This window comes from Caproicibacterium sp. NSD3 (assembly GCF_053613275.1).
The window spans coordinates 2,012,090-2,037,647 of record NZ_CM132119.1; the positions used below are offsets into that span (position 1 = coordinate 2,012,090).

A 25,558-nucleotide genomic window follows, 5' to 3' on the forward strand; every position below is an offset into this window, starting at 1 on the left:
AAAGTTGTATCCTTCCTTTTATTTTTACACCATACCAAAATTGGTGGTATAATGTATTTTATGTTTTCTAAATTGATTTCTCCCTATCTCGAGGCTATAATGAAATTAAGTAACGGTTGTGGAGTTTGATCGAAAAGGGGTAACCAGTCATATGAAAGAAATATCTGATTCCTCACTGCGGATATTAAACGAATTAGATGAAATTATTTACCTCTGTGACCCAGATACTTATGAAATTGAATTTATGAATGCTTACAGTTGTAAAATTTTCCATGTCTCAGAAAAAGAATACCATTCTAAAAAATGCTATGAGGTCTTTGCAGGACGCACAAGCCCCTGTACTCTTTGCGCGCATATGCCCTCAGAAGATGATCCTTTTTCTGTCTGGAAATATGATAATCAATACCTTGGCCGCCACTTTTTGATGCAAGACCAGATCGTATCCTTTAAAGGCAAACCTTACCGTTTGATGATAACTTTGGGCCTTTCAAAGTCAAGCTCCCTAGAAACTGTCCTTGATACACAAACAAATTCCAAAAATGAAATTATATCTTACATTGACCATGTGAATAAACAGAAAGATATCGATTCTACTTCTACGATTCAGCAGCTTTTAAAAGCACTGAGGCGCTACTATAAAGCTGGTTTTAGTTTTACTGGAGAAATCGATAAAAAAAGCGGCAATGTTTTGCAGTCTTACCTTTGGGGAAAAGAGGAGCTGCGGGAAAATCATATTCATCATATTTTTTCCCTAAAAACATATCAAAAAATCATTTTATGTCAAAAGCAAGTATTCGTAGTCTCAGATATCGACTCGATGGACGATCTTTTGCCAAACGAAATTACTTTTCTTAAAAAATGGCATGTTCAAAGCTTAATTTTTGCATTCTTTATTTTGGATAACCAAAACTACGGCTTTCTTTGTGTGATAAACCCTAAGAACCTTCATGAAGGTTCTCATCTGTTTTCGAATTTTTCGTATCTGTCTAAAATCATTTTAAACAAATTAAATATGACAGACGATCTCTTTAAAGCCAATGCCATTCTTTCAGTTTGTCCTAGCTCTTATTTTCAATTTAAAGCGAAAATGCCTTTTCGGCTCATTTATGCCAATGATCAGTTTTTTACGCTTCGAAATTGTACTCGAGAACAGGCAAAGTCCGAATATCATAATGAAATTTCTGGATTTATTGAACCAAATGATCTAAAAAAGGTTGAATCCATCATCATGGGTCTCGACCCAGCGAAACATCCTTCCGCAACCTTTTCTCTTCGGATCATCACGAGAGATGAAAAAATTCTCTGGCTTTTCTGCAGCTGCGGGATCTCTTTGAGCAAAGGGGAACATATTATCAGCTGCATTGAATATGATATCACCAAACAGAAGCTCGCAGAAAATCAACTAAAAATCAGTGAAGAACAGCTCCGTATCGCTTTAAATCAAATTGATGCCACAATTTGGGATTATGATCTTGCAAGCAAGTCAATTATGTTAATCGACTTGTCCATTTCTGGGCAGGCACATCCGAAAAGAATTGAAAATGTTCCCGAACAGGAGATCAAAAATGGTCATATCCATCCGGACAGTATTAAAACGGTACGGCAGCTTTATCGTGATGTTCATTCCGGCAAAAAAACCGCCACAGCTACTTATCGTGCTCTTATGGGAAACGGAATTTATCAATGGAAACGGGTTACATATACTAATATCTTTGATGATTCCGGGAAGCCGGTTCATGCGATTGCAATCTCAGAAAACGTCTCTGATCAAATGGATACCTTACAGCAATACCACCGGGAAGAAATTTACCGTGATATGATTAACCGTAACCGATTTGTTTCTTACCGAATCGATTTGACTCAAAATCAGGTTACCAGCTATCAGGTAGAAGACACCATGATCAATGAACTGAGCCATGCCAAGACTTATGATGAGCTGATCGCAGATAGCGCCTCCCGTGCCCTGACTTCAGATGGGCACCAACAAATTTTGCAAACTTTCAGCAAAGAATCCCTTCAAAAACTTTTTAATACCGGATCGACTGCCGTTTCTTATGAATATCAGCGTGTAAATTCCAATGGAAAGATCTTCTGGGCAAAGATCACCATTAATTTAGCAAAAAATGAGCACTCAAATGATCTTTTGGGATTTTTTTACGTTGAAAATATTGATGAAAATAAAAAGGCAGAACTTGCACTTCGTGAGCGTGCAGAACACGATGTAATGACCGGATTCTATTTAAAAGATACGGCGATCGCTTTAATTGAAGAATCCCTCAGTTCAAAACACCACAATCGTCTTTGCGCTCTGATGATGATAGATCTGGATAATTTTAAAAATATTAACGACACATTAGGCCACCTTTATGGAGATAAGGTCTTAACAGAAATTTCGCGTTCTATCCGCTCCAATTTTGAATCACAAACAATTTTAGGAAGATTTGGCGGAGATGAATTTATTATCTTTTTTCGGGAGATTGATTCTACCCAAACAGTCTGTAAAAAGGCAGAGCTTTTTTGCAGACTGTTGAACAAAGCCCCAGAAGGCAAAAGCAAAAAAAATCGCCTTTATATTTCGTGCTCGATTGGAATCGCAATATCCATGTCTCAAGAAGTGAATTTTGAAACATTATTCGAACATGCAGATACTGCAATGTATCACGCAAAGCGCAATGGAAAAAATGGATATCACCTATATACTCCCGAGGACTCCATGAAAAAAGGTCTAACTTCTTATTATGGACGGGAAAATCCGCTGCACAAAGCGATTGTGGAGGATATGGGGCTTCCTGCAATTATTATTAATCCTGAATCCTACAAAATTCTTTTCCTCAATACAAAGGCAAAGTCTCTTTTTGATAAACAATCCATTAATTTTGCCGATTGCACCTGTTACGAATTTTTTTATGGCCGCAAAGAGCCATGTACCCCTTGTCTGCTACAAGAAAAGGAAGAGAACCGTACCGCTATTACAAAACGTCTGATTGGAAAAATCCAGCGACAGTTTTATGTTCACTTTAAGTCAATTACATGGAATGGACAAATAGCTTATTTATGTCTGATAAGTGCACGCAAAAATGATTTTCAAATTTTATCTGATTTTAATTCTGGACAAAGCACCATTTTCAAAATTGCAAAAGAATTTCAAGAAATTGAACCTCTTTCTAAAGCAATTCGTACGGCTTTAAAAGACCTTGCGTCCTATTACCGTGCAATGCACACCTGTTATTTGGAAATTTCTGAAAAGAATTTTCAGGTTGCTAACTTTATTGAATGGTTTTGTGACGATGAGCCCTCCTATTCCAATATTTTTTCTGCTCAGCAAATGACAGCTATCGTAAAATGGCTTTCTGGGTTGGAAAAAGCAGTTCCTTACTGCATGAACAATCTAACAGGACTTTACGCGCAATCTCCGGAATGCTATGCTTCCTTTCACCAATTAGGGATCCATTTTATTTGTATTCTTCCTTTTCGGCTGAATCAATCAAAAATCATCTCTTACCTTTGTATTTTAAACCCTTCCGCTCACCTATTAAATTTTAACTTGATACAATCTCTGGTTTCATTTTTTAATTATCGGCTTTTTTGCAACCGTATTCAGAAAAATCAGGACTATGCAATGTATCATGACGCGGTTACTGGCTTTTCAAATTGGGATGACTATTATCGCTATCTTTTATCCATTGACCAGGAAACTCTTTCTTCTGTTGGAATTGTCTGTATTATCATCAAAGATCTAAAGCAGTATTACATTCAATGCGGAATCTCTCTTGGCGATCGTCTCGTTAAAAAGGTTTCTGAAAAAATCTCAGAATGCTTTAAAGAATCCAAAATTTTTCGCCTTTCTAAGGATGAATTTTTAGTTTTGTATGAAGATATTTCCAATGACCGCTTTACCAAAATTTCTTCCTGCGCAGAAAATATTTTTCAAAAAAGTTTTTCTTGCTTCGTAAATATGGGATGCGTCTGGGAAAGCTATAATATTCATATTGAAAATCTTGTTTCAACTGCAGAAGATCAAATCATTTCTAAAAAGAATCAATCGTATCACCTGGGGCAAACGGAAGAAGCAGCAGCTTTCCATCCATCATTAGCTTATCAATGGCTTCAGAAAGCACTTGAAAAAAAGATGTTTCATGTTTTTCTTCAGCCGCAGGCAACCCTTTCTGACGGCACAATCTGCGGAGCTGAAGCGTTGATTCGCTATATTCACCCTAAATTTGGAGTGATTTCCCCCAATAAGTTTATTCCTCTTCTGGAAAAAAGTCATTTAGTTCATTACATTGACTTCTATGTATTTCGTACGGTCTGTGAAACATTAAAGCAGTGGAAAGAAAAAGGGCGCCGTTTAATTGGAATTTCCCTCAATTTTTCTCGGACCACACTGCTGCAGATGGATTTGATTCCTACTCTCAAAAATATTTGTAAAGAATATGAAGTTAATCCGCAACAAATTATGATTGAAATAACGGAATCGTTCGGAAACATTAATTCCAGTACGATCACGGAAATCGGCAAGAATTTACAAAAAGAAGGGTTTCGGATTGCGCTGGACGATTTTGGAGCCAAATATTCCGGCATTGCAATGCTATCCACTGTAAAATTAGACGAGCTCAAGTTTGATCGCGGCTTTATTAATACACTCAGTAATAATCCATCTGCACAGTCCTTGACTAAATTTATTATCAGTTTCTGCGAAAGTCTCAAAATAGGCAGCGTTGCTGAGGGAGTTGAACACTTGGAACAGGCACGAATTCTCAAAAACCTTGGCTGCCAAAAAATACAGGGTTATTTACTGAATAAGCCGATCCCTATCGATTTATTTGAACAAAAATATTCTTAAAAGTCAAGAAAATTAAAATCAAAAAAATTCTATGTAAAAAAATAACCCAACTAAAAAAAGTGTTCTTGACAAGTGCCCTTTTCATTCCTATAATAGGAAGTGGAAAGTGTGTGGAATTTCTACACGGAGTCTTTCCCCGCAAATGTTTTTGACCACTTTTCCATGGAAAAGGTAGGCATACGGACAGCCGGGTCAAATTGCCGATTGGCAACTTTCGTTGCCTTATTGATTGCGTTAAGAGCGCAAATTTTATAAGTTGGTTCCTTAAAACCAAATGTGTGAGCGACACATCAAAACTTGTGAAACGATCAATAAGAGTAGTAAAAGTAACTATTTGCTATATAGACTCTGAAGGTTCCATTCTTTCTAAAAAAGCAGTCGCTTGTTCCCTTAAAGGGCCGCAATTCTGCTTAATATAATTAAGATTGGATTTTTATTGAACCGCAAGTTTTGAGCGCGTCTGTGCTCGAAGCCTGCGGTTTTTATGTATTCCCACATTTTGCAAAAAGGATGGATTGATATGGCTGAAAAAATCACACTATATGGGTTTAACAATCTCACAAAATCTTTAAGCTTTAACATTTATGATGTTTGTTATGCCAAAAGCCCCAGAGAACAAAAAGATTATATTTCTTATATTAATGAACAGTATAATTCAGAACGCTTAACAAAAATTCTAATGCATCTAACAGAAATGATCGGCGCACATGTACTGAGTCTTTCCAAGCAGGATTATAAGCCGCAGGGCGCAAGTGTAACCCTGATGATTGCTGAAGAGACCATGATTCCCGCGAGTGACACCGTTGTTGCTCACCTTGATAAAAGTCATGTCACCGTTCATACCTATCCTGAATATCATCCGGAATCGTGTCTTGCAACTTTTCGAGTTGATATTGACGTTGCCACCTGTGGAAAAATCACACCGCTTTCTACTTTGGATTATCTGATCGGTTCCTTTGATTCCGATATTATTACGATGGATTACCGGGTACGCGGCTTTACAAGAGATGTAACCGGAAAAAAGCTTTTTATGGATCACCCGATGACTTCCATTCAAAACTATATCGACCCAAAGACCTTGCTCCGATATGACGCAATCGATATCAATGTCTACGAAGCAAATCTCTTTCACACAAAAATGCTGATTAAAGACATTGATCTGCAAAATTATCTTTTCAACACAGATGTCTATGAACTTCCCCCGAAAGAGCGCCTCTCCATCATGAGTCGGCTTCGTCGGGAAATGATTGAAATCTTCAGCGGACGCAATATTTACTGAAAGGGAAACAAAAATGCAGCTTGATCAAACGCAAGCCCCACTTTATGAGGCTTTACAGCGCTTTAAAAAAATGCGCGTGGTTCCCTTTGATGTACCCGGGCATAAACGAGGCCGTGGGAATCCGGAACTTCTTAATTTTTTAGGAAAAGACTGTGTCGGCATCGATGTCAATTCCATGAAGCCACTGGATAATCTTTGCCATCCGGTTTCGGTGATTCGGGATGCGGAAGCTCTTGCCGCAGATGCTTTTCATGCAGCGCATGCCTTTTTTCTGGTGAATGGTACAACGAGTGCAGTCCAAAGCATGATTCTGACCGCCTGCAAGCGCGGAGATAAAATTATTTTGCCGCGCAATGTTCACCGGAGCAGCATTAACGCGCTGGTGCTTTGTGGAGCTATTCCAATTTATGTAAACCCAGAAGTCAATCACCAGCTTGGCATTGCTCTGGGAATGTCGGTAAAACAGGTAGAAAAAGCGATTTATGAAAATCCGGACGCAAAAGCCGTGTTTGTCAATAACCCAACCTATTATGGAATCTGTTCTGATTTAACCGCCATTGTAAAGCTTGCTCACGCTCATGGAATGATGGTTCTGGTAGATGAAGCTCATGGAACTCATTTTTACTTTGGACGCAGAATGCCCGTCTCTGCTATGGAAGCTGGTGCGGATATGGCAGCTGTCAGCATGCACAAATCCGGCGGCAGCTTAACGCAGAGCTCTCTGTTATTAATCGGGCCAAAGGTCAGTCCCGGTTATGTCAACCAAATTATTAATTTGACACAGACAACGAGTGCCTCCTATCTTCTGATGGTCAGTCTTGATATTTCCAGAAGGAATCTGGCGCTTTCCGGAAAAGACATTTTCCGAAAGGTACAGGATCTTGCCCAGTATGGCCGAGAAGAAATCAACCGCATTGGCGGCTATTATGCTTATTCTGAAGAGCTGGTAAATGGGGACAGCATTTTTGATTTTGATACCACAAAGCTTTCCATCTATACTTTGGGCATCGGTCTTGCCGGAATCGAAGTCTATGATATCTTGCGGGACGAGTACGATATTCAGGTGGAATTTGGAGATATCGGAAATATCCTAGCCTATATCTCCATGGGAGATCGTGTTCAGGATTTGGAGCGTCTTGTCAGTGCACTCTCCGAAATTGCTCGCCGATATCGGCAGGGAAAAACAGGACTGCTAACACAGGAGTATCTTCCTCCGCAGGTTGTCCTCTCCCCGCAGGAAGCCTTTTATGCAAATAAAATTTCTCTTCCTCTGATGGAAACAAAAGGCCGGGTCTGCAGTGAATTTGTCATGTGCTATCCACCCGGAATTCCGATTCTGGCGCCAGGCGAGCGTATTACCGAAGATATTCTGCAGTATATCTGCTATGCCAAAGAAAAGGGCTGCTCCATGACCGGCCCGGAAGATCCAAAAGTTGATCACCTCAACGTGATTCAATAGACACCGAAAGGAGACAAAAATGGAACTCTGGTTTACCGAAGCGCATACCCAATTTGTCAATTTCTCCATCAAAGTAGAGCGCCAGCTTTTTAGTGGACAAAGCGATTTTCAGAGGATTGATGTGTTTGATTCCAAAGAATTCGGCCGCTTTTTAACACTGGACGGCTATATGATGCTAACCGAAAAAGACGAATTTATCTATCACGAAATGATTACCCACGTACCAATGGCCGTTCATCCTGATGTGAAAAATGTTCTGGTGATCGGCGGAGGAGACGGCGGAGTGGTACGGGAATTGACCCGCTATCCGGATATTCAGGCAATCGATCTTGTAGAAATCGATGAATTGGTTGTAGAAGTCTGCAAAAAATATCTTCCGCAGACCGCCTGTCGCCTTTCTGACCCACGGGTTCATATTTTCTATGAAGACGGGCTTAAATTTATTCGTTCCTGCAACGATCATTACGATTTGATTATTGTAGATTCCACTGATCCCTTTGGTCCCGGAGAAGGGCTGTTTACAAGAGAATTTTATGGGAACTGCTATAAAGCACTTCATGAAGACGGAATTCTCGTCAATCAGCATGAAAGTCCTTTTTACGATGCTGATGCTGCTGCAATGCAGCGTGCGCATAAACGAATCGTCGAAAGTTTTCCCATCAGCCGAATTTATCAGGCACAAATTCCTACTTATCCTTCCGGTTACTGGCTGTTTGGGTTTGCCTCTAAAAAATATCACCCCGTACACGATCTGAACGCCGCAGCATGGAATCTTCTAGGGATTCCAACCCGCTATTATAATACAAAACTGCATGCAGGTGCTTTTGCCCTGCCCACTTATGTAGAGGAGCTCTTGCACGATGTTGAATAAAAATGTAGAAACGTTTCTGGCATGCGACAGCCCTTACGAAAATGCTAAAATTGTGCTCTATGGTGCACCGTTTGATTCCACCACTTCTTTTCGTCCGGGTGCACGCTTCGGCAGCAGTGCAATTCGGCATGAATCCTTCGGGCTCGAAACATATAGTCCCTATCAGGAAAAAGATTTGCTCGACTGTTCCGTTTTTGACAGCGGCGATCTGGAACTCTGCTTTGGCGATCCCGAACTTGCCCTGGGAGAAATCGAAAACCGTGCCAAAATTATTTTGGAAGACGAAAAACTTCCCTTTTTGCTGGGCGGAGAACATCTGGTAACTCTAGGCGCTATGCGCGCCGTAGCACAAAAACATCCTGATCTCTGTATGGTACACTTTGATGCGCACACAGATCTGCGGGATGACTATCTGGGCGCTAAACTTTCTCACGCCTGCGTTTTGCGCCGGTGTTGGGAAATTTTAGGGGACAATCGCATTTTTCAGTTTGGGATTCGTTCCGGCGACCGCAGCGAATTTTTATGGGGTGCTTCTCATGTAGAAACCCATAAGTTTAACTTAGGCGGCCTTAAGGAAACGCTTCAGAAATTAAGAGGACGTCCCATTTATTTTACTCTGGATCTGGACGTTCTGGACCCGGCCTGTTTTCCGGGAACAGGAACCCCGGAAGCCGGCGGAGTTTTTTTCCCGGAACTGCTTCATGCTATCGAAGAAATTGGACAAGATGCTAATGTCGTCGCCTGTGATGTAAATGAACTTTGTCCAAGCCTGGATCACAGCGGCGCTTCCACTGCACTTGCCTGCAAAATTGTACGTGAGTTATTGTTGGCGCTCTCTTGAGCGTAGTTATCTTTTATAAATTTTAGGAGGGTAAAATGAAAAAAGCTTTAATTATCGGCTGCGGAGGCGTTGCAAGTGTTGCAATCCACAAATGCTGCCAAAACAGCGATGTCTTCGAAGAAATTTGCATTGCAAGCCGCACAAAGTCAAAATGCGATGCATTGAAAGAAAAGCTTCAAGGCACTACGAAGACAAAGATTACAACCGCACAGATAGACGCCAACGATGTAGATGCACTCGTTGCACTCATTAAGAAAGTACAGCCGGGTGTTGTGATGAACCTAGCGCTGCCCTATCAAGATTTAAAAATTATGGATGCCTGTCTTGCCACCAAAACCAATTATATGGATACTGCAAACTATGAGCCTGAAGATACCGCTAAATTCGAATACAGCTGGCAGTGGGCCTACCGTAAAAAATTCGAAGAAGCAGGCATCACCGCTCTTTTAGGCAGCGGATTCGACCCAGGCGTCACCGGCGTCTTTTCCGCCTATGCGCTCAAGCATCAGTTTGATGAAATCAACTACATCGATATTTTGGACTGCAATGCCGGTGATCACGGCTATCCGTTTGCGACTAACTTCAACCCCGAGATCAATATCCGTGAAGTCTCTGCAAAGGGCAGCTACTGGGAAAATGGCCATTGGGTGGAAACAGAACCGATGGAAATTAAACGCGTTTATGATTTCCCACAGATCGGCCCTAAAGATATGTATCTTCTGCATCACGAGGAATTGGAATCCTTGGCGCTTAACATGCCTGGGATTCATCGGATTCGCTTTTTCATGACCTTTGGGCAAAGCTATCTGACTCATTTAAAATGTCTCGAAGACGTCGGTATGACTTCTATTAAGCCAATCAATTTTGAAGGCAAAGAGATCGTTCCGCTTCAGTTTTTAAAAGCCGTTCTGCCGGATCCTTCCTCTTTAGGACCGCGTACAAAAGGAAAAACGAATATCGGCTGCATTTTTCGCGGAAAGAAAGACGGAAAAGATAAAACCTATTATCTTTATAATGTCTCTGACCATCAGGAATGCTATCACGAAGTTGGCTCTCAAGCTGTTGCCTATACGACCGGGGTTCCTGCCATGATCGGCGGCATGATGCTTTTAACCGAAACCTGGAAAAAGCCCGGCGTTCACAATATTGAAGAGTTTGATCCGGATCCCTTTATGAATGCTTTAAACCGCTGGGGACTTCCGTGGCAGGAAAGTTTTCACCCTGATCTGGTGGAGTAAGCTATGAATTTCTCCGAATTGCCTACTCCCTGCTATGTAATTGACGAAACACGTCTGGAGCAAAATCTCAAAATTTTAAAAGGGGTAATCGACCGCACCGGCTGTAAAATCCTCTTAGCACAAAAAGCATTTTCCTGCTATGCCCTTTATCCGCTTTGCCGCCAGTATCTATCGGGAACCAGCTCTAGCGGCCTTTATGAAGCACGTCTCGGAAAAGAAGAATTCGGGAAAGAAAATCACGTCTTTTCTCCTGCCTATCGGGAAAATGAATTTGCAGAATTATTAAATAACTGCGATCACATCATTTTTAACTCATTTTCACAGCTCGAACAATTTGGAGACCGTGCATTTGCGGCCGGAAAAGAAATCGGGTTGCGCCTGAATCCTCAGTATTCTACGCAAAAAGGACATGAAATCTATGATCCCTGCGCCAAAAATTCCCGTCTCGGAATTACGCTCCAAAATTTTCGGGAGGACCTCTTAGAACATGTTTCCGGATTTCATTTTCATACCCTCTGCGAACAGAATTCTGATGCTTTAGAAGCTACCGTTTCTGCGGTGGAACAGCAGTTTTCTCCATGGTTTTCCCAGATTAAGTGGCTCAATTTAGGCGGCGGCCATCACATTACCCGTCCCGGCTATGATATTCCTCGTTTGGAACGTTGTATCCACCATTTAAAGGATACCTATCATCTTGAAATTTATTTAGAGCCGGGAGAAGCAGTGGCTCTAAATGCCGGGTTTTTGGTAACTTCGGTGCTGGATACGCTTCAAAACGGCATGCCGATCGCAATTTTAGATACTTCAGCTGCATGCCATATGCCCGACGTTTTGGAAATGCCCTATCGACCGCCGCTGATGGATTCGGGGCTACCGGGCGAAAAAGCCATCACCTATCGGCTAGGGGGCCCCACCTGTCTTTCCGGGGACATCATTGGAGATTATAGCTTTTCTTCTCCTTTAAAGCCCGGAGATCGACTCATTTTTGAGGATATGGCTATTTACTCCATGGTGAAAAACAATACCTTCAACGGAATGCCTTTGCCTGCAATTGTGGTAAAAGAAAAGAATGGGAACTACAGAATTTTACACAAGTTTGGATATGAGGACTTTAAAATGCGTCTTAGTTAAAAATCAGAAAGATTACGTTTTACTAATGATAAAAGGAGTGGCACATTCGGCAAAAATGATAGCCGAATGTGCCACTCCTTTTTGAATTAATGAAAACAATATAGTGGGTGTAAGAAGCTTTCTTTTACCATAAATGCATGACATGCTGCATAAGAAGGCTGACTCCGGTAATTCCAATCCAACAGCATAGTCCCATCAAAAGAGGTTTTCCTCCGGTTTTGATTAACTTCACAATATTGGAATTGAGTCCGATTGCTGCCATTGCCAAAACAATGAAAAATTTGCTCAATTCTTTCATCGGCGTAAAGCTGCTCGCGGGAATCCCAAAGTTTAAAGCAACCGTTGTGATCACAGAAGCTGCAATAAAATACAAAATAAAAAATGGGAAAATATCTTTTAAACGAAACACAGACTTCGAAGTTCCATCCGTATGAATGGCCATTTTAGCTTTTCGCGATTCTATAAAAGCTAAGACGAGTGTAATCGGAATGATTGCCAAAGTACGGGTTAATTTTACTGTAACCGCTTTATCCAAAGTTGCAGAGCCAAGGCCCCACATGCTGTCCCAGGTAGATGCGGCAGCCGTAACGGACGAAGTATCGTTCACAGCCGTACCCGCAAAAATTCCAAAAGCTTCTCCGCTGGATGTACTAAACCCCATAACTTGTCCAAGCATCGGGAAAAAGATTGCAGCTAATACATTAAAGAAGAAGATTACAGAAATGGACTGCGCAACTTCGTCATCATCTGCACCAATGACAGGCGCCGTTGCCGCAATTGCAGAGCCTCCGCAAATAGAAGACCCTACTCCAATTAAAGTGGAAGTTTTTGACGGAGTATGTAAAACTTTATGCATCACATAAGCTATGATCAATGAGGTCGAAATCGTACATAAAATAATTGGAAGAGATTGTTTCCCTGTCGTTACCACTACGTTTAAATTGAGTCCAAATCCAAGTAATATAACGGCCCACTGCAAAACTTTTTTCGAAATAAATTTAATTCCACTATCGAATCTTGATTTATCCCGAATCAGCAAGGTAATCACCATGCCTGCTAAAATGGCAATCACGGCTCCCCCTATAATTGGAAACACTTTTCCTAAAAACCAAGATGGGATGGCAATTGCCAAGGATAATAAAATTCCTAACCCATTTTTCCTCATAAAGTTCACATCTAAAACTCCCTTTTATCATTTTTATTTAAAATGATCGAATGCATTTATTATATCACTGGGCTTTTATAACTTCCAATTATGATTTATTATGATATAATAACTTCAGCTTATCGTTAAGGGAGGCAATTGATAGATGGAATATCGACTTATTACATTCCTAGCAGTCTGCGAAAAAATGAATTTTACGCGCGCTGCAGAAGATCTTCATATTACACAGCCGGCAGTATCACAGCATATCAGACTTTTAGAAGAAGAATATGGAACAAAGTTCTTTATACATGAAGGAAAACGCATTCGTCTCACTCCTGCAGGCCAATTTTTTCGTGATACTGTGATCAGAATGCAAAATGATGAAAATGTAATGCATGAAAAACTTGCTTCTTTTGAAACAGGAAAACAAGTTTTTAAACTAGGCGCAACCCGAACGATCGGAGAATTTAGTCTTGAAACAAAGCTCGCAAGCTATATAAAAGCACATCCTGAAATCGAACTGCACTTTATCGTTGACAACACAGAAAATTTATTGCACCAAATCGATGAAGGATCCCTTCCATGTGCATTTGTAGAGGGATTTTTTGATTTAAACCAATATGATTTTGCTCGTTTTCGCACCGAAAACTTCCTGGCAGTCTGCTCCAAAAATCATTTATTTCATCATAAAATCAAAACCGTTTATGATTTAACTGACGAAACTTTGTTACTGCGAGAACCAGGCTCTGGGACTAGAGAAATATTAGAACAATTCTTATATTTTCAAAATATGAGAATCGAAAATTTCCATGACATTGTACAGATAGACAGTATGCACGTCATCCTGAAATTGTTGGAACAAGACGCCGGCATTAGCTTTATGTACGAAATGGCTGCCAGCAAAGGTATTCAACAGGGTGTTTTATGTCCCATTTTGCTCAGAGGTCTTCCTGTCCAGCATGAGCTCTCTCTTGTTTGGAAAAGGGGAAGTCAATACTCGAAAGAATATAAAGCCTTATGCCAAGATTTTTCAAAAGAATAAATCATCAATAAAAGAGGTCTCCTGCTTTTTATTGCAGAAAGCCTCTTTTTAATTAGCCAAGCGCTTTTCCGTCCCATCTGGGATCCGCTGCCCCTTCTAAAACTCCATCCAGCCTAAAAAGGATTCCCTGAAACTCGCCGGTATTTTTATTCCAAGATTCCGACTTCGTCATCTGATACCCGAGACCCGACAACGCCTGTACCACATCATCTGAAAAACGATCTTCATAAGTAATTTTACTATTTCCAATTGCAGAAGTGTCCATTCTGGGAGAATCCACAGCTTCCTGCAGCCCTTTTTGATGATCAATCACTTTCGTGAGAATCTGCGCCGCCAAAGACGGTATTTGTGTCCGATCTGCAATTCCGAAGGATAAGAGTGGTGTTCCATCTTGGTTCAACACAATCGTTGGGCTCATCGTCGAAAGCGGACGTTTGCTGCTGGATACACAGTTTAAGCTCGTGCTATCCGTGGAAAAATCCCCCATCACACTATTGAGCATAAATCCATATCCCTCTGCACAGATGCTGGATCCGAACGAATCATTCACAGTCTGCGTCACCGTAACAACATTCCCCATTTTATCTGTAACAGAATAGCATGACGTGTTGCTTTCCGTCTCAACCACCTGAACGGAAGACTTCGGCAAAGTAACCTGAACATTTGGATTCTGAGTCATCCAGTATGCCAGATCTTGTGCATGATTGGAATTCAAAAGATTTTGAAATTCCGAAGAAGAAGTCTTACTCGAAGATTGCAGATATTTTTGCAAATCAAGATTTACCACCTGAAATGTTTTTGAAAATAGCGAAAGCTCTTCAGGACTTTCTTCCCCTATCTGAGAAAGATTAAAATTCTCCAAAATCTTTAACATTTGTGTAAGAGCGGCACCTCCTGTATAAGGAGAAGGAGCTGAAAGAATCTGGTATCCACGATAAGAACTAATCAGCGGAGTGGTGTCTTTTACTTTGTAATTTTTTAAGTCTTCCAAAGTTAGATTTCCACCATATAGGTTGACCATATTTACAATCTTTTCCGCAACTTCTCCCTCATAAAAGCCATTTACTCCATTCTTTTCGATCAGGCCAAGTGTATTGGCATATTCTTGATTTGTAAAAATATCATCGGTCTCATAGGCAGATCCGTCTGAACGAAGAAACAGCTTTCCAAATTCAGGATATCCATCCATTTTTACTTTGCTGTCAGAAAGTTCCTGTGCAAAAGTCGGAGTGACCGTAAACCCTGTATTTGCAAGTTGAATCACCGGGTCTAAAATGGTTTTAGAACTTTGGGTTCCATATTTTTGCAATGCATAGAGCATTCCAGCGACTTCTCCGGGAACCCCTACCGCCTTAGCTCCAATATGATTTGCCAAGTTCTGAACATTCTTTTCCTGATGCGTAATTTGTGAGGACTGATTTGCCTTCTTAGATTCTTCGTCAAATGTCCACATAGAAGAAGAGGCCGCAGCCGGAGCACAGCTTTCAAAATCGATAAAACGATTTGTCCCGTTTGCCATATGAATCGTCATAAATCCGCCGCCGCCTAATCCGGAAGCATTGGGCTCTACCAGCCCCAATGCAAACCCGACCGCCGCCGCGGCATCGATCGCATTCCCACCGTTTTCGAGAATCTGCAGACCGATCTTTGTCGCCTCATATTTTCCTGTGGAAACCATTGTTTTATCTGCACTTTCAGCGCTTCTTCCGCTTCTCAAAAGCGTTCCGTTTTCATCATACAGCTGAAAATCATCCAACGAACGATACAACGTATGATTATCGTCTGTTGTATCAGAAACAGAAGCAGAAGAAACCGAAGATGACGACGTTCCGGTGCCGCAGCCAGCTGCTGATACCGTGATTCCCACTGCCAGAAGCAAAGCGATTGCTTTTTGTAATTTTCCCATCTTTCCTCCTGATGAACGCTCCGCAAAACTTTGGAAGCCAAAATATAAAAATATAAAGTAAATTTTTATGATTTATTTTTCAGTATAGCACAATTTTCTACAAAAATCATTCTTTCTTATTTTCAAAGTTCCTGATTAACCTTTAAAGAGGAATTGTCATTGCGAAAAATTTTAAAACGGCGTATACTAATTCAATAAAAAATAAACGGAGGAACATTTTATGAGCAATCCAATCGTAACTTTTAAAACCAATCAGGGTACCTTTAAAGCGGAACTTTATCCGGAAATTGCCCCAAATACAGTTTATAATTTTATCAGTCTCATCCAAAAGGGATTTTATAACGGAACCATTTTTCATCGTGTCATTCCTGGATTTATGATTCAAGGTGGCGACCCGGAAGGTTCTGGAATGGGTGGCCCTGGATATTCAATTGCAGGCGAATTTTCTCAGAATGGATTTCAGAACGATCTGAAACACACTGCCGGCGTTCTGAGCATGGCGCGCAGCATGATGCCTAATTCTGCCGGAAGTCAGTTCTTTGTCATGGTAGCAGATGCCCCTCATTTGGACGGACAGTATGCGGCCTTCGGAAAAGTGATTGAAGGAATGGAAATTCCTCAGAAAATTGTTGCTTCCAAACGCGATTACAGCGACCGTCCTTATGAAGATCAGGTCATGGAAGAAGTAACTGTCGAAACCTTCGGCACCTCCTATCCACAACCTGAAAAATCCGGGAAATGATAAGTAATCCCGTCAGATCACTTTGCAACCAAAGTGACTGCAAAATCTTTGCTAAAATAAAAGCGAGCTGCAACTTCTCTAAAAGGAGAGGTTACAGGCTCGCTTTTTTAATTACAATCTATCCAGACTTTTTTACAAGCCTCTTTTATCAGAAAATTTTTCAATTCCATCTTTCGAAATGCGCGCGAAAACCATCGGCTGTGGAGAAGGTTTCTCTGCACCAATCGTGACTGCCTTACGGAAAAGTGTTTCGGCTGTATGGCATTTTTCCATCGTCTCTGCAGAAAGGATTGCCAGCGTTTCCCCTCGTTTAACCGCTTCCCCTACTGTTTTACAGAGGATAATCCCCGCACTGTAATCAATCGAATCCTCTTTCTTTTCACGACCGGCTCCCAGCTCTACGCAGGCTTCTCCCACCTGTTCCGTCTGTATTTTGGAAAGATAGCCGCTTTGAAACGCACAAACTTTAAGAAACGCTTTTGGTTTCGAAAATTTCTCCGGATTTTTTAGGAAGCTGCTGTCCCCGCCCTGCGCTTCTACCATCCTGCAAAGCGCATCGAAAGCCTGTCCATTTTCGATCTGCTTTTCGGCCATTTCACGACATTCTTCCACACTGCCTTTTCCTGCCAGAAAAAGCATATTGGCAGATAACACAAGACAAATTTCTTTTAAATCTTCAGGGCCGTTCCCGTGAAGGGTCTCACAGGCTTCCATCACTTCCAGGGCATTTCCGATTTTTCTTCCCAATGGCCGATCCATATTTGTAATCAGCGCTACCGTGCGTTTGCCGGCATTTTCTCCGATTTTCACCATGGTCTCCGCTAAAGCCAGTGAATCTTTTTTGGTCTTCATAAATGCACCGGAACCTGTTTTGACGTCCAAAAGGATACAATCGCTTCCGGCAGCCAGTTTTTTACTCATAATAGAGCTCGCAATCAAAGGAATACTCTCTACCGTACCGGTCACATCTCTGAGTGCATATAGTTTTTTATCTGCCGGAACCAGATTGCCGGACTGTCCGATCACGCTGAATCCGGCTGTATTCACTGTTCGAAAAAATTCCTCCCGGCTAAGATCAATCCGAAATCCGGGGATACTCTCCAGCTTATCAAGCGTCCCTCCGGTATGTCCCAATCCGCGGCCGCTCATTTTTGCCACATGGACTCCCAATGATGCTACAATTGGCGCGATAATCAGCGTTGTCTTATCGCCGACTCCGCCGGTGGAATGTTTGTCCACCTTAATTCCGTGGATCGGAGAAAGATCGACCTGATCGCCTGATTCTGCCATCGCTAAAGTCAAGTCTGTGATTTCCCGTGGATTCATTCCGCGAATACAGATTGCCATACAAAGAGCACTTGCCTGATAATCCGAAATATCCCCACAGACATATCCTTTAATAAACCAGCGAATCTCTTCCGTTGATAATTCTTTTCCGTCACGCTTTTTGGAAAGAATATCATACATTCTCATTCTTTTTTGCCCCCTAAAGACGATTCCCGAAAAGCGACCGGTAAAAGTTCCTTTAATAAATAGGTTTTCACTTCACCTTCCTCGCCCTGCAGATAAATTGGAAAGTCCGCTCCACAAAATTCACTAAGCACCTGAAGACAAATTCCACACGGGGGGCATGGAGCAGAAAGTTCCTTTTCTGCCGAGCCCCCTACAATTGCGATGGCACAAAAGCTTCTCGCACCACTGCTGACCGCACTCGCTACTGCTGACCGCTCTGCACAAATCGTTGCGCCATAGGAAGCACTCTCGATATTTCCACCCAAAAAAATACGCCCATCACAAGTGAGAAGCGCTGCTCCTACCCGAAAGTTGGAATATGGAGCATAGGATTTTGTACGAGCCTGCTGCGCTGCTTTTAACAATTCCTCAGGTTTCATTTAAATACCTCCCTTTTAATCTGTATTTTTTCCTTGAATGAGACGAACAATACGGCTGGTTCCCAAACGATCGGCCCCGAGCTCCAAAAAGCGGCGTGCATCTTCCAAGGTAGAGATTCCCCCCGCAGCTTTTACGCGCACCTCTGGCGCCACTTCTTTTCTGAGAAGTGCAACATCTTCAAAAGTAGCGCCGCCGCTGGAAAATCCGGTACTAGTCTTGATAAAATCGGCCCCTGCCATACTCACCGTTTCGCACATTTTAATTTTTTCTCCTCTTGTAAGAAGACAAGTTTCAATGATCACCTTTAAAATTTTCCCATGGCACGCTTCTTTTACCCTGTGGATTTCCTCTTCTTCCAAATCGAAACGGCCTTCTTTGACCCAACCAAGATTCACGACCATATCAATTTCTTCCGCGCCGTTTTGGACTGCCTCAGAAGCCTCAAAGCATTTAACCGAAGGAGTATGGTAGCCATTCGGAAATCCAATGACCGTACAAACAGGAATCCTTCCATGAAGATATTCTGAAGCACGCTTTACAAAGCTCGGTGGAATGCAGACGCTGGCAGTCGAAAAAGAAACCGCTTCGTCACAGAGCTTTTTGATTTGCTCCCAAGAAGCTTCCGGTTTTAGCAGCGTATGATCCACATGGGATAAAAGGATCTGATCTTCTTTTGAAAGCATCTGATACCACTCCTATTATTAATTAAAAGTTTTTCTGAGCATATTATAAACTAATTTTAGTTTTTGGTCTATTCTTTTTAAAATTAGCACTCTTTTGATTAAAGTGCTAATTGTTTACGATCAGTTCATATTTAATGCGCAAATTCGTTACAATTAGCAGGTAATATAAGAATTGTTCAAAGGAGCAAAGCTTCTAAGGACAAAAATCAAAATTCAAATTCTTAATTGGAGGTATGTATTATGTTTGACTTGATTCCTTTTGAACATCGTGGTAAGGCTCTAAATAATTTTTGGGATCCCTTCGATGGAGAATTTTTCCCGGATCTTTCAAAGGCTGCATTCCCATGCCGCACCGATATCCGCGATGAGGGAAACAAATATGTGTTGGAAGCAGAAATGCCCGGTTTCAAAAAAGAAGACATTCACATTGATGTCAACGGCGACCAAATGACTCTTTCTGCAAATCATCAAGAGCAGAATGAAGAAAAAGATGAAGACAACCATTACATTCGCCGTGAACGCAGTTGGGGCAGCGTAAGCCGCTCATTCGATATCAGTGGCATTGATGCACAGAGGATTGAAGCTTCCTACCAGAACGGAGTTCTGCATCTGGACCTTCCAAAAGTTCATGAGCAGAAAACCGATTCTCATTCCATTCAAATTCGCTAATTGATGATTAGCCAGTCAGGCATTCCATAATTTGTGAATACAATGGTTCGATAAAATCAGGCACCACAAAGAGCGCAAACTCTTTTATGGTGCCTGATTTTTATTTAATAAGATTAAGAAAGGGATATAGGCAACAAAAGCTCAAGCAGAAACGTGCATCCTTCTTCGTCCCAAGAAGAAGCTGACAAAAAAGATTACTGCTGCAACCAAAACGATGGTACCGCCTGCGGCAGTTCCGGCGTAATAACTGATGATCAGTCCCGAAATTCCCGAAATCACAGAAAAAACAACCGATAATCCGTGATAGCTACGCATGGATCTTGCAACATTTCTGGCTGCCGCCGCCGGCAAGACCAGCAAAGAATTGATAATCAGCACGCCAACCCATTTAATTGATACCGTAACAAGAACCGCAACAATCAGCATAAAGACCTGCTGAATGACACCGACCGGGATATTTTTACTGGCCGCCAAATCCCCATTTACACTGGTAAGCAAAAACGGATTAAAAAACAATACCCAAGCGATTAAAATCACCAAAAGCAAAATTCCAAGCATCCCGATCTCTTCTGGCTGAACCGTGAGAATATCTCCAATCAAATAGGAGGAATACTTTGCGAATCCTCCGGCAGCTGAAAGCAAGACTACCCCCAGAGCAAGGCCGGTAGCGGCAAAAACTCCGATAATCGTATCTGCCGAAGAGGAAGCTTTTCGCATCACCGCAGAAATTCCCAACGCAAACAAAAGTGCAAAGCCCATCATCGAAATCAGATAGTTATCAATTCCGAGCATGACCCCAATCGCAATCCCGGTCAATGCAGAATGTCCCAAGGCATCGCTGAAAAATGCCATTTTATTATTGACAATCATCGTCCCTACAAGTCCAAAAAGCGGAGTAATCAGAATGATCGCCAAAAGTGCATTCTTCATATAACCAAATTCGGTCCATTGAAACGGCAGAAGTGTATCGACCAAATGATAAAACCATTCCATGCTTATTTTCCTCCTGCCAACTTTAATCCAAACGCTTCCTTAACGGCATTGGTCTGCATAACCTGCCGAACCGGGCCGCTCACTATGATTGTTTTGTCCAAAAGTGCCGCGCAGGTCGCGTATTTTTCTACATGCGCAAGATCATGACTCACCAATAGAATTGGCATGGCATGTTCCTTTCGCATTACCGTTACTAAATCATAGAAAGTCTCGATCCCCATACGGTCGACTGCCGAAACCGGCTCATCCAAAAGAAGCATATCCGGCTTTGGATAGAGTGCAAAAGCAAGCAATACCCGCTGCATTTCGCCTCCGGAAAGCGTTCCCAACCGTTTATCTAAAAGATTTTCCCGTGCACCGACTCTTTTGAGCATCTCCAAGGCTTCTTGGCGCTGTTGCTTTCGATGTCCCAGCCAAACCGGAAATCGCGTCAAATTCGCACAAAGCATATCTAAAACCGTCATCGGTGTATCTCTGTCAAACAGCATATTCTGTGGCACATATCCAATATGCGGGTGAGAGAGCAATTTCCCTTCCGGATTATGAAACGTAATCGAACCGGTATAAGGGATACGCCCCAAAAGAGCTTTTAAAAGGGTCGTCTTTCCCGCTCCGTTTCTGCCAATCAGCGCAAGGATTTCTCCATGATGAATATCCAGATTGACATCATGCAGTAAAATCCCATCCCGCTTCGTCACACTCAGATTTCGAATCTCCGTGCTGCATTTACAGGTGGTTCTCTTCACCTCGTTCACGATAGGGCCTCCTTTAAAACTTCCATATTAGACCGCATCGCATCGAGATACGCATTCGGGTCATTTGTGCCCGTCACGGCCGGATCCAAAGAATAAACTTTGATCCCACTTTCTTTTGCAACAATATCCGCAGCGGATTTCGGATACTGAGGCTCTGCGAAGACCGCTTTCACGCCGCTCTCTTCCACAATATGAATCGTTTCCGCCAGCTCTTTGGCACTTGGCTGACTATCCGGTTCACGGTTGACGACTTTTGCAATCGTCAAGCCGAATTCTTCTGCAAAATACGGAAACGCCTCGTGAAAGGTTACAATTGTTTTATTGGGAAGCGGGTCGACCGCCTGATGCATTTCTTCCCGCAGTGTTTTTAGTTTTTCTTCATAAGTGTGTGCATTTTGGCTATACTGCGCTGCATGCTCCGGATCTGCCTTTTGCAGCCCCTGTGAAAGGTTTTCCACCTGTAAAATCGCATTTGAAATACTTACCCAAATATGTGGATTGACCTCTTCATCGCCTTCTCCGGGGATCGTCTGAATCCCCTTGCTGCTGTTAATGATTTCAAGATTCGGCAGCTGCTGCGCAATTTTTTGGAGAAAGCTTTCCATTCCGTCTCCATTAATCAAAAAGACATTTGCACTGGAAAGATTTTGCATATCGGAAGACTGCAACTGATAGTCATGCAGACACCCCGTCTGTTGGCCAGCCATATTATCGACCACAACATCCGGAATATTCTCTGTTAAGTTTAACGCCATAATATAGATCGGATAAAATGACGCTACAATTCGAAATTTTGCCGAATGTTCTTCCCTTCGTCCACACCCTGTCATTGTAAAAATCAGAAGTGCAGAAAGTAAAAAAGCTAGTAATCGTTTCAAATGGGGCCTCCTAAATGCAAACTATTCGCATTTAATATCATAACATCCAATATTAAAAAAGTCAAGCAAAGAAAGCTTGTATAAAAAATCCGCCCTGCATCTTTTGCAGAACGGATTTTGAATCAATTTGATTATTTCATCAAATCCCAAATTTGAGGGAGTTTCTTTTTAGCATCCTGCACTCCAAGCTGATAGATGCTTTCCAATTTTTGAGGGTCTTTTTCATAGCGACTGATATCAATAGGACGGCTCGGGCGAATTGCCAGTACTTTTCCGGCCTGTTCCTGCCGGCGGACTAACTGCAGCTCGCTGTTATAAGTTTCTGCCCGTACCATCATTGCAGAAATCATTCCCGGATACTGTCCGTAAACTGTACGCAGCATTGCAGGGGAAAAATCCGGTTTTAAATCTTTGCGATAAGAATAATCACGCGTTAAAACAACGACATGAAACTGATTTCCATCAAAGATAGAACGTTCCAATGGAATCGGAACAGCGATTCCTCCATCGAGTAAAAACTTTCCATCCAATTTCACAATCTGCGATAAAAACGGCAATGAACTAGAAGCTTTCACTGCGGTAAATGATTCATCCAACGATTCTTTCGGATAATAAACTTCCATTCCACTCATCAAGTCCGTTGCACCCACAAAAAGCTGCATGGACGAATGATAAAAAGTCTGATAATCAAACGGAATAAGCTCATGAGAAAGCTCACCGAAAAGAAAATCAAAATCGAAAAGGGACCCTTTTTGCTGCAGATTTTTTACGCTCACATATCGGTCATCTGTTGCATATTTCGAAAAGATTTGGTGATTTCGCCCTTTTTGTCGGGAAAGATAGCTCAGCGCATTACAAGCTCCTGCTGAGACGCCGTAAACCTTTGGGAAAAAAATTTCTTCGTCCAAAAAGACATCCAAAACGCCGCTGGTATAAGCGCCGCGCATTCCGCCACCTTCCAGCACTAATCCGATTGACACGGTCGATTCCTCCAATTCCTGAAATGTTTTGATTTTTTCCTATTATACCGGATTTGGAGTCAGAATACAAGCAATCGTTAATTTTCTTAAAATAGGCCTTGCATTTTCTGACTGAATCATATATAATAGACGAGCATTCAATTTTTGGACGTTTAGCTCAGCTGGCTAGAGCATCCGCTTGACGTGCGGAAGGTCATAGGTTCGAGTCCTATAACGTCCACCAGATTATATAGATCCCCCGGAAATCCTTATTACTGGATTCCCGGGGGATCTTTTTGTCAAAAGCAATCTTTTAGCCTTTTTCAATCGGCAAGGTCAAGGGTCTCCGTATTCAGCCGGTAAATTACGTCCTTGCGCTCCACGATAACAACGATCTTCTTCCGAAGGGCATCATCTTTCTGGATATGAGCGAGCAATTCTCGGGTCGGGTTGACCGCTACGGGATGCCCCACCAATTTCATCATGGCAAAGTCGCCGTTTGTATCTCCATAAGCATAGCTTTCAGAAAGATCGATTCCGTACTGCTTTGCCATTTCGAGCACGGCGCATTGCTTGCTTTCGGAATCCCACATTGGAATGATTTCACCGCTGTATCGTCCGTCTGGACCAACCTTGTAAACCGTGCCGCGATAGTCGTCCATGCCGTATTTCTCCGACATCTCACGCACCAGTTCTACCGGTGAACCGGAAATCGCAATAACCCGGTGACCATGTTCCCTATGCCAGCGAATCCGGTCACGGGTGTAGGTGTAGACACGCTCACCTTTCTGTTCAATCACCCTTTTTGCAATATACAAAATATGAAAGGAACTCGTGTTTTGGACTGTTTCTGAATAGATATTCACCATCTTCTGAAGGTAATCGTCATAATTTCCGACGCGTTTATCCCATCTTGTGAAAGCAGGTTCGACGTCCTCATACCACTTGCTGGGGTCGATCAGTTCGTATTTGATCATCTTTTTAAACATCTCGCTGATCAGTCCCTCACGAGAAATCGTACCATCAATGTCAAAAAAAGCTGCCGTTTTTGCCATGGAAATCGCTCTCCTTTCCTCCGCGCGGTCTTCTGTCATGCGGCCAAAATGCGCATCGTGCGGGTTAACCATATAATTTTAGTATAGAGGATTCCACCCTAAAAGTAAAGTATACCGTCTGACGACAACCGGATGACCCGGAGAAAATCAAAAAATCATCCCCTCCTATCAACCGGATGGTTGATTTCAAATACCGGGTCGTGCAGTATCATAAAGTCAGGAGATGAACGATATGGAAAAATTATTAGAAATCAACAGCCTTTCAAAAAGCTTTAAAGGAAACCTCGTTCTCGATAATATCAGCTTCTCGATCGAGAAAGGGGAAGTGCTCTGCCTGCTCGGACCAAACGGCGCCGGGAAAAGCACGACTATTAACATTTTACTTGGCCTGCTCGGACGCGACAGCGGAACCATCACCTATGACGGAAAAGTGGTCAGTCGCAGTCACCTGCGCGCTTACAAACAGAAGCTCGGCGTGGTTCCACAAGATCTTGCACTCTACGAGGAACTTTCCGCCCAACAAAATGCTCGATTTTTTACCTCGCTTTATGGTCTGCGTGGTCCAAGTCTCGACGAAGCCGTGGAGGAAGCCCTTAAGTTTGCAGGCTTAACCGACCGGCGAAAAGACAAGGTAAAAACTTTTTCAGGCGGCATGAAACGTCGGCTCAATATTGCCTGCGCCATTGCCCATCACCCCGAACTCGTCATTATGGATGAACCGACCGTCGGTATTGACCCGCAGTCGCGCAACCACATTCTTGATTCCATTAAAAAGCTGCAGGCAAACGGCATCACCATTCTTTACACCACGCATTACATGGAAGAAGTCGAAGCCATTTCGTCCCGCATCATTATCATCGACCACGGCAAGATCATTGCTGAGGGAACAAAAGAAAAGCTTAAAGAAAACATTCAAAGCGAAAAATGTTATCATATTGAGCTGGAAGAAGGCACTCCTATCCCTACCGAAGGATTTTACGATGTTGAAGGCGTCAAAGAGGCAAAATCAGACGGCAACAAGATTGATATTGTCTCCCTGCGCGGCGTGGAAAATCTCGACCGCATCATTTCACTGATTTCGGACGCCGGCGCCCACATTCGCAATATTGCAGGCGAAGAAGCCAGCCTTGAGACCGTCTTCCTCAAGCTGACCGGCCGCAAACTGCGGGATTAG

General features: G+C 42.4%; 21 protein-coding genes and 1 tRNA gene. 12 read left to right on the forward strand and 10 right to left on the reverse strand.

Features of this window, described 5'->3' with window-relative positions:
* The first annotated feature begins 151 nt into the window (after positions 1 to 151).
* The 7 genes from ACVS9P_RS09945 to nspC all read left to right on the forward strand — a co-directional run bounded on the left by ACVS9P_RS09945 (position 152) and on the right by nspC (position 11,662).
* Positions 152 to 4,843: an EAL domain-containing protein gene (locus ACVS9P_RS09945; RefSeq protein ID WP_452103384.1), complete on the forward strand. Its 4,692-nt coding sequence runs from the start codon at positions 152 to 154 to the stop codon at positions 4,841 to 4,843.
* Between the two features lie 520 nt (positions 4,844 to 5,363).
* Positions 5,364 to 6,122 carry an adenosylmethionine decarboxylase gene (gene speD, locus ACVS9P_RS09950; RefSeq protein ID WP_452103385.1) on the forward strand — a complete coding sequence of 253 codons (759 nt, stop codon included), beginning with the start codon at positions 5,364 to 5,366 and terminating at the stop codon, positions 6,120 to 6,122.
* A gap of 13 nt (positions 6,123 to 6,135) precedes the next feature.
* A complete protein-coding gene (locus ACVS9P_RS09955; protein WP_452103386.1) occupies positions 6,136 to 7,581 on the forward strand; it encodes an aminotransferase class I/II-fold pyridoxal phosphate-dependent enzyme in 1,446 nt (481 codons plus the stop codon).
* A gap of 19 nt (positions 7,582 to 7,600) precedes the next feature.
* Positions 7,601 to 8,452 carry a polyamine aminopropyltransferase gene (gene speE, locus ACVS9P_RS09960; protein ID WP_452103387.1) on the forward strand — a complete coding sequence of 284 codons (852 nt, stop codon included), beginning with the start codon at positions 7,601 to 7,603 and terminating at the stop codon, positions 8,450 to 8,452.
* Entirely contained in the window at positions 8,442 to 9,293 is an 852-nt protein-coding gene (gene speB, locus ACVS9P_RS09965) for an agmatinase (RefSeq protein ID WP_452103388.1), read from the forward strand. Before speE ends, speB begins: the two co-directional genes overlap by 11 nt.
* Before the next feature lie 35 nt (positions 9,294 to 9,328).
* Positions 9,329 to 10,531, forward strand: coding sequence for a saccharopine dehydrogenase C-terminal domain-containing protein (locus tag ACVS9P_RS09970; protein WP_452103389.1), 1,203 nt, complete (start codon positions 9,329 to 9,331; stop codon positions 10,529 to 10,531).
* 3 nt (positions 10,532 to 10,534) lie between these two features.
* Positions 10,535 to 11,662, forward strand: a complete 1,128-nt coding sequence (nspC, locus tag ACVS9P_RS09975; RefSeq protein ID WP_452103390.1) for a carboxynorspermidine decarboxylase — start codon at positions 10,535 to 10,537, stop codon at positions 11,660 to 11,662.
* A 124-nt stretch (positions 11,663 to 11,786) separates the two neighbouring features.
* Here nspC and ACVS9P_RS09980 read toward each other — a convergent pair whose 3' ends face one another.
* Complete coding sequence (locus tag ACVS9P_RS09980; RefSeq protein WP_452103391.1) at positions 11,787 to 12,836, reverse strand: YeiH family protein; 1,050 nt, start codon at positions 12,834 to 12,836, stop codon at positions 11,787 to 11,789.
* A gap of 136 nt (positions 12,837 to 12,972) precedes the next feature.
* Between ACVS9P_RS09980 and ACVS9P_RS09985 the strand changes: the two genes are divergently transcribed.
* Entirely contained in the window at positions 12,973 to 13,851 is an 879-nt protein-coding gene (locus ACVS9P_RS09985; protein WP_452103392.1) for a LysR family transcriptional regulator, read from the forward strand.
* Between the two features lie 52 nt (positions 13,852 to 13,903).
* Here ACVS9P_RS09985 and ggt read toward each other — a convergent pair whose 3' ends face one another.
* Positions 13,904 to 15,757, reverse strand: a complete 1,854-nt coding sequence (ggt, locus tag ACVS9P_RS09990) for a gamma-glutamyltransferase (protein WP_452103393.1) — start codon at positions 15,755 to 15,757, stop codon at positions 13,904 to 13,906.
* A gap of 220 nt (positions 15,758 to 15,977) precedes the next feature.
* Between ggt and ACVS9P_RS09995 the strand changes: the two genes are divergently transcribed.
* Positions 15,978 to 16,499, forward strand: coding sequence for a peptidylprolyl isomerase (locus ACVS9P_RS09995; RefSeq protein ID WP_452103394.1), 522 nt, complete (start codon positions 15,978 to 15,980; stop codon positions 16,497 to 16,499).
* Positions 16,500 to 16,631: 132 nt separating this feature from the next.
* Here the strand turns inward: ACVS9P_RS09995 and ACVS9P_RS10000 are convergent, their stop codons facing one another.
* The 3 genes from ACVS9P_RS10000 to deoC are packed head-to-tail and all read right to left on the reverse strand — an operon-like array spanning position 16,632 to position 19,075.
* Positions 16,632 to 17,972: a pyrimidine-nucleoside phosphorylase gene (locus tag ACVS9P_RS10000; protein WP_452103395.1), complete on the reverse strand. Its 1,341-nt coding sequence runs from the start codon at positions 17,970 to 17,972 to the stop codon at positions 16,632 to 16,634.
* The gene (gene cdd, locus ACVS9P_RS10005; protein WP_452103396.1) at positions 17,969 to 18,391 is read right to left on the reverse strand and encodes a cytidine deaminase; all 423 of its coding nucleotides are present in this window, start codon (positions 18,389 to 18,391) and stop codon (positions 17,969 to 17,971) included. Before cdd ends, ACVS9P_RS10000 begins: the two co-directional genes overlap by 4 nt.
* A 15-nt stretch (positions 18,392 to 18,406) precedes the next feature.
* Entirely contained in the window at positions 18,407 to 19,075 is a 669-nt protein-coding gene (gene deoC, locus ACVS9P_RS10010) for a deoxyribose-phosphate aldolase (protein ID WP_452103397.1), read from the reverse strand.
* A gap of 240 nt (positions 19,076 to 19,315) precedes the next feature.
* On the opposite strand from deoC, the gene ACVS9P_RS10015 reads away from it, so the two are divergent.
* The gene (locus ACVS9P_RS10015; RefSeq protein ID WP_452103398.1) at positions 19,316 to 19,744 is read left to right on the forward strand and encodes an Hsp20/alpha crystallin family protein; all 429 of its coding nucleotides are present in this window, start codon (positions 19,316 to 19,318) and stop codon (positions 19,742 to 19,744) included.
* A 141-nt stretch (positions 19,745 to 19,885) separates the two neighbouring features.
* Here ACVS9P_RS10015 and ACVS9P_RS10020 read toward each other — a convergent pair whose 3' ends face one another.
* The 4 genes from ACVS9P_RS10020 to ACVS9P_RS10035 all read right to left on the reverse strand — a co-directional run bounded on the left by ACVS9P_RS10020 (position 19,886) and on the right by ACVS9P_RS10035 (position 23,350).
* Positions 19,886 to 20,737, reverse strand: a complete 852-nt coding sequence (locus ACVS9P_RS10020) for a metal ABC transporter permease (RefSeq protein WP_452103399.1) — start codon at positions 20,735 to 20,737, stop codon at positions 19,886 to 19,888.
* Positions 20,738 to 20,739: 2 nt separating this feature from the next.
* Positions 20,740 to 21,492: a metal ABC transporter ATP-binding protein gene (locus tag ACVS9P_RS10025; protein WP_452103400.1), complete on the reverse strand. Its 753-nt coding sequence runs from the start codon at positions 21,490 to 21,492 to the stop codon at positions 20,740 to 20,742.
* The gene (locus tag ACVS9P_RS10030; protein WP_452103401.1) at positions 21,489 to 22,370 is read right to left on the reverse strand and encodes a metal ABC transporter substrate-binding protein; all 882 of its coding nucleotides are present in this window, start codon (positions 22,368 to 22,370) and stop codon (positions 21,489 to 21,491) included. Before ACVS9P_RS10030 ends, ACVS9P_RS10025 begins: the two co-directional genes overlap by 4 nt.
* Positions 22,371 to 22,501: 131 nt before the next feature.
* Positions 22,502 to 23,350: a patatin-like phospholipase family protein gene (locus ACVS9P_RS10035; protein WP_452103402.1), complete on the reverse strand. Its 849-nt coding sequence runs from the start codon at positions 23,348 to 23,350 to the stop codon at positions 22,502 to 22,504.
* 146 nt (positions 23,351 to 23,496) lie between these two features.
* On the opposite strand from ACVS9P_RS10035, the gene ACVS9P_RS10040 reads away from it, so the two are divergent.
* Positions 23,497 to 23,573, forward strand: a tRNA-Val gene (locus ACVS9P_RS10040).
* Between the two features lie 79 nt (positions 23,574 to 23,652).
* On the opposite strand, the gene ACVS9P_RS10045 is transcribed toward ACVS9P_RS10040, so the two are convergent.
* Positions 23,653 to 24,384, reverse strand: a complete 732-nt coding sequence (locus tag ACVS9P_RS10045; RefSeq protein WP_452103403.1) for an HAD-IB family hydrolase — start codon at positions 24,382 to 24,384, stop codon at positions 23,653 to 23,655.
* A 232-nt stretch (positions 24,385 to 24,616) separates the two neighbouring features.
* On the opposite strand from ACVS9P_RS10045, the gene ACVS9P_RS10050 reads away from it, so the two are divergent.
* A complete protein-coding gene (locus tag ACVS9P_RS10050) occupies positions 24,617 to 25,558 on the forward strand; it encodes an ABC transporter ATP-binding protein (protein WP_452103404.1) in 942 nt (313 codons plus the stop codon).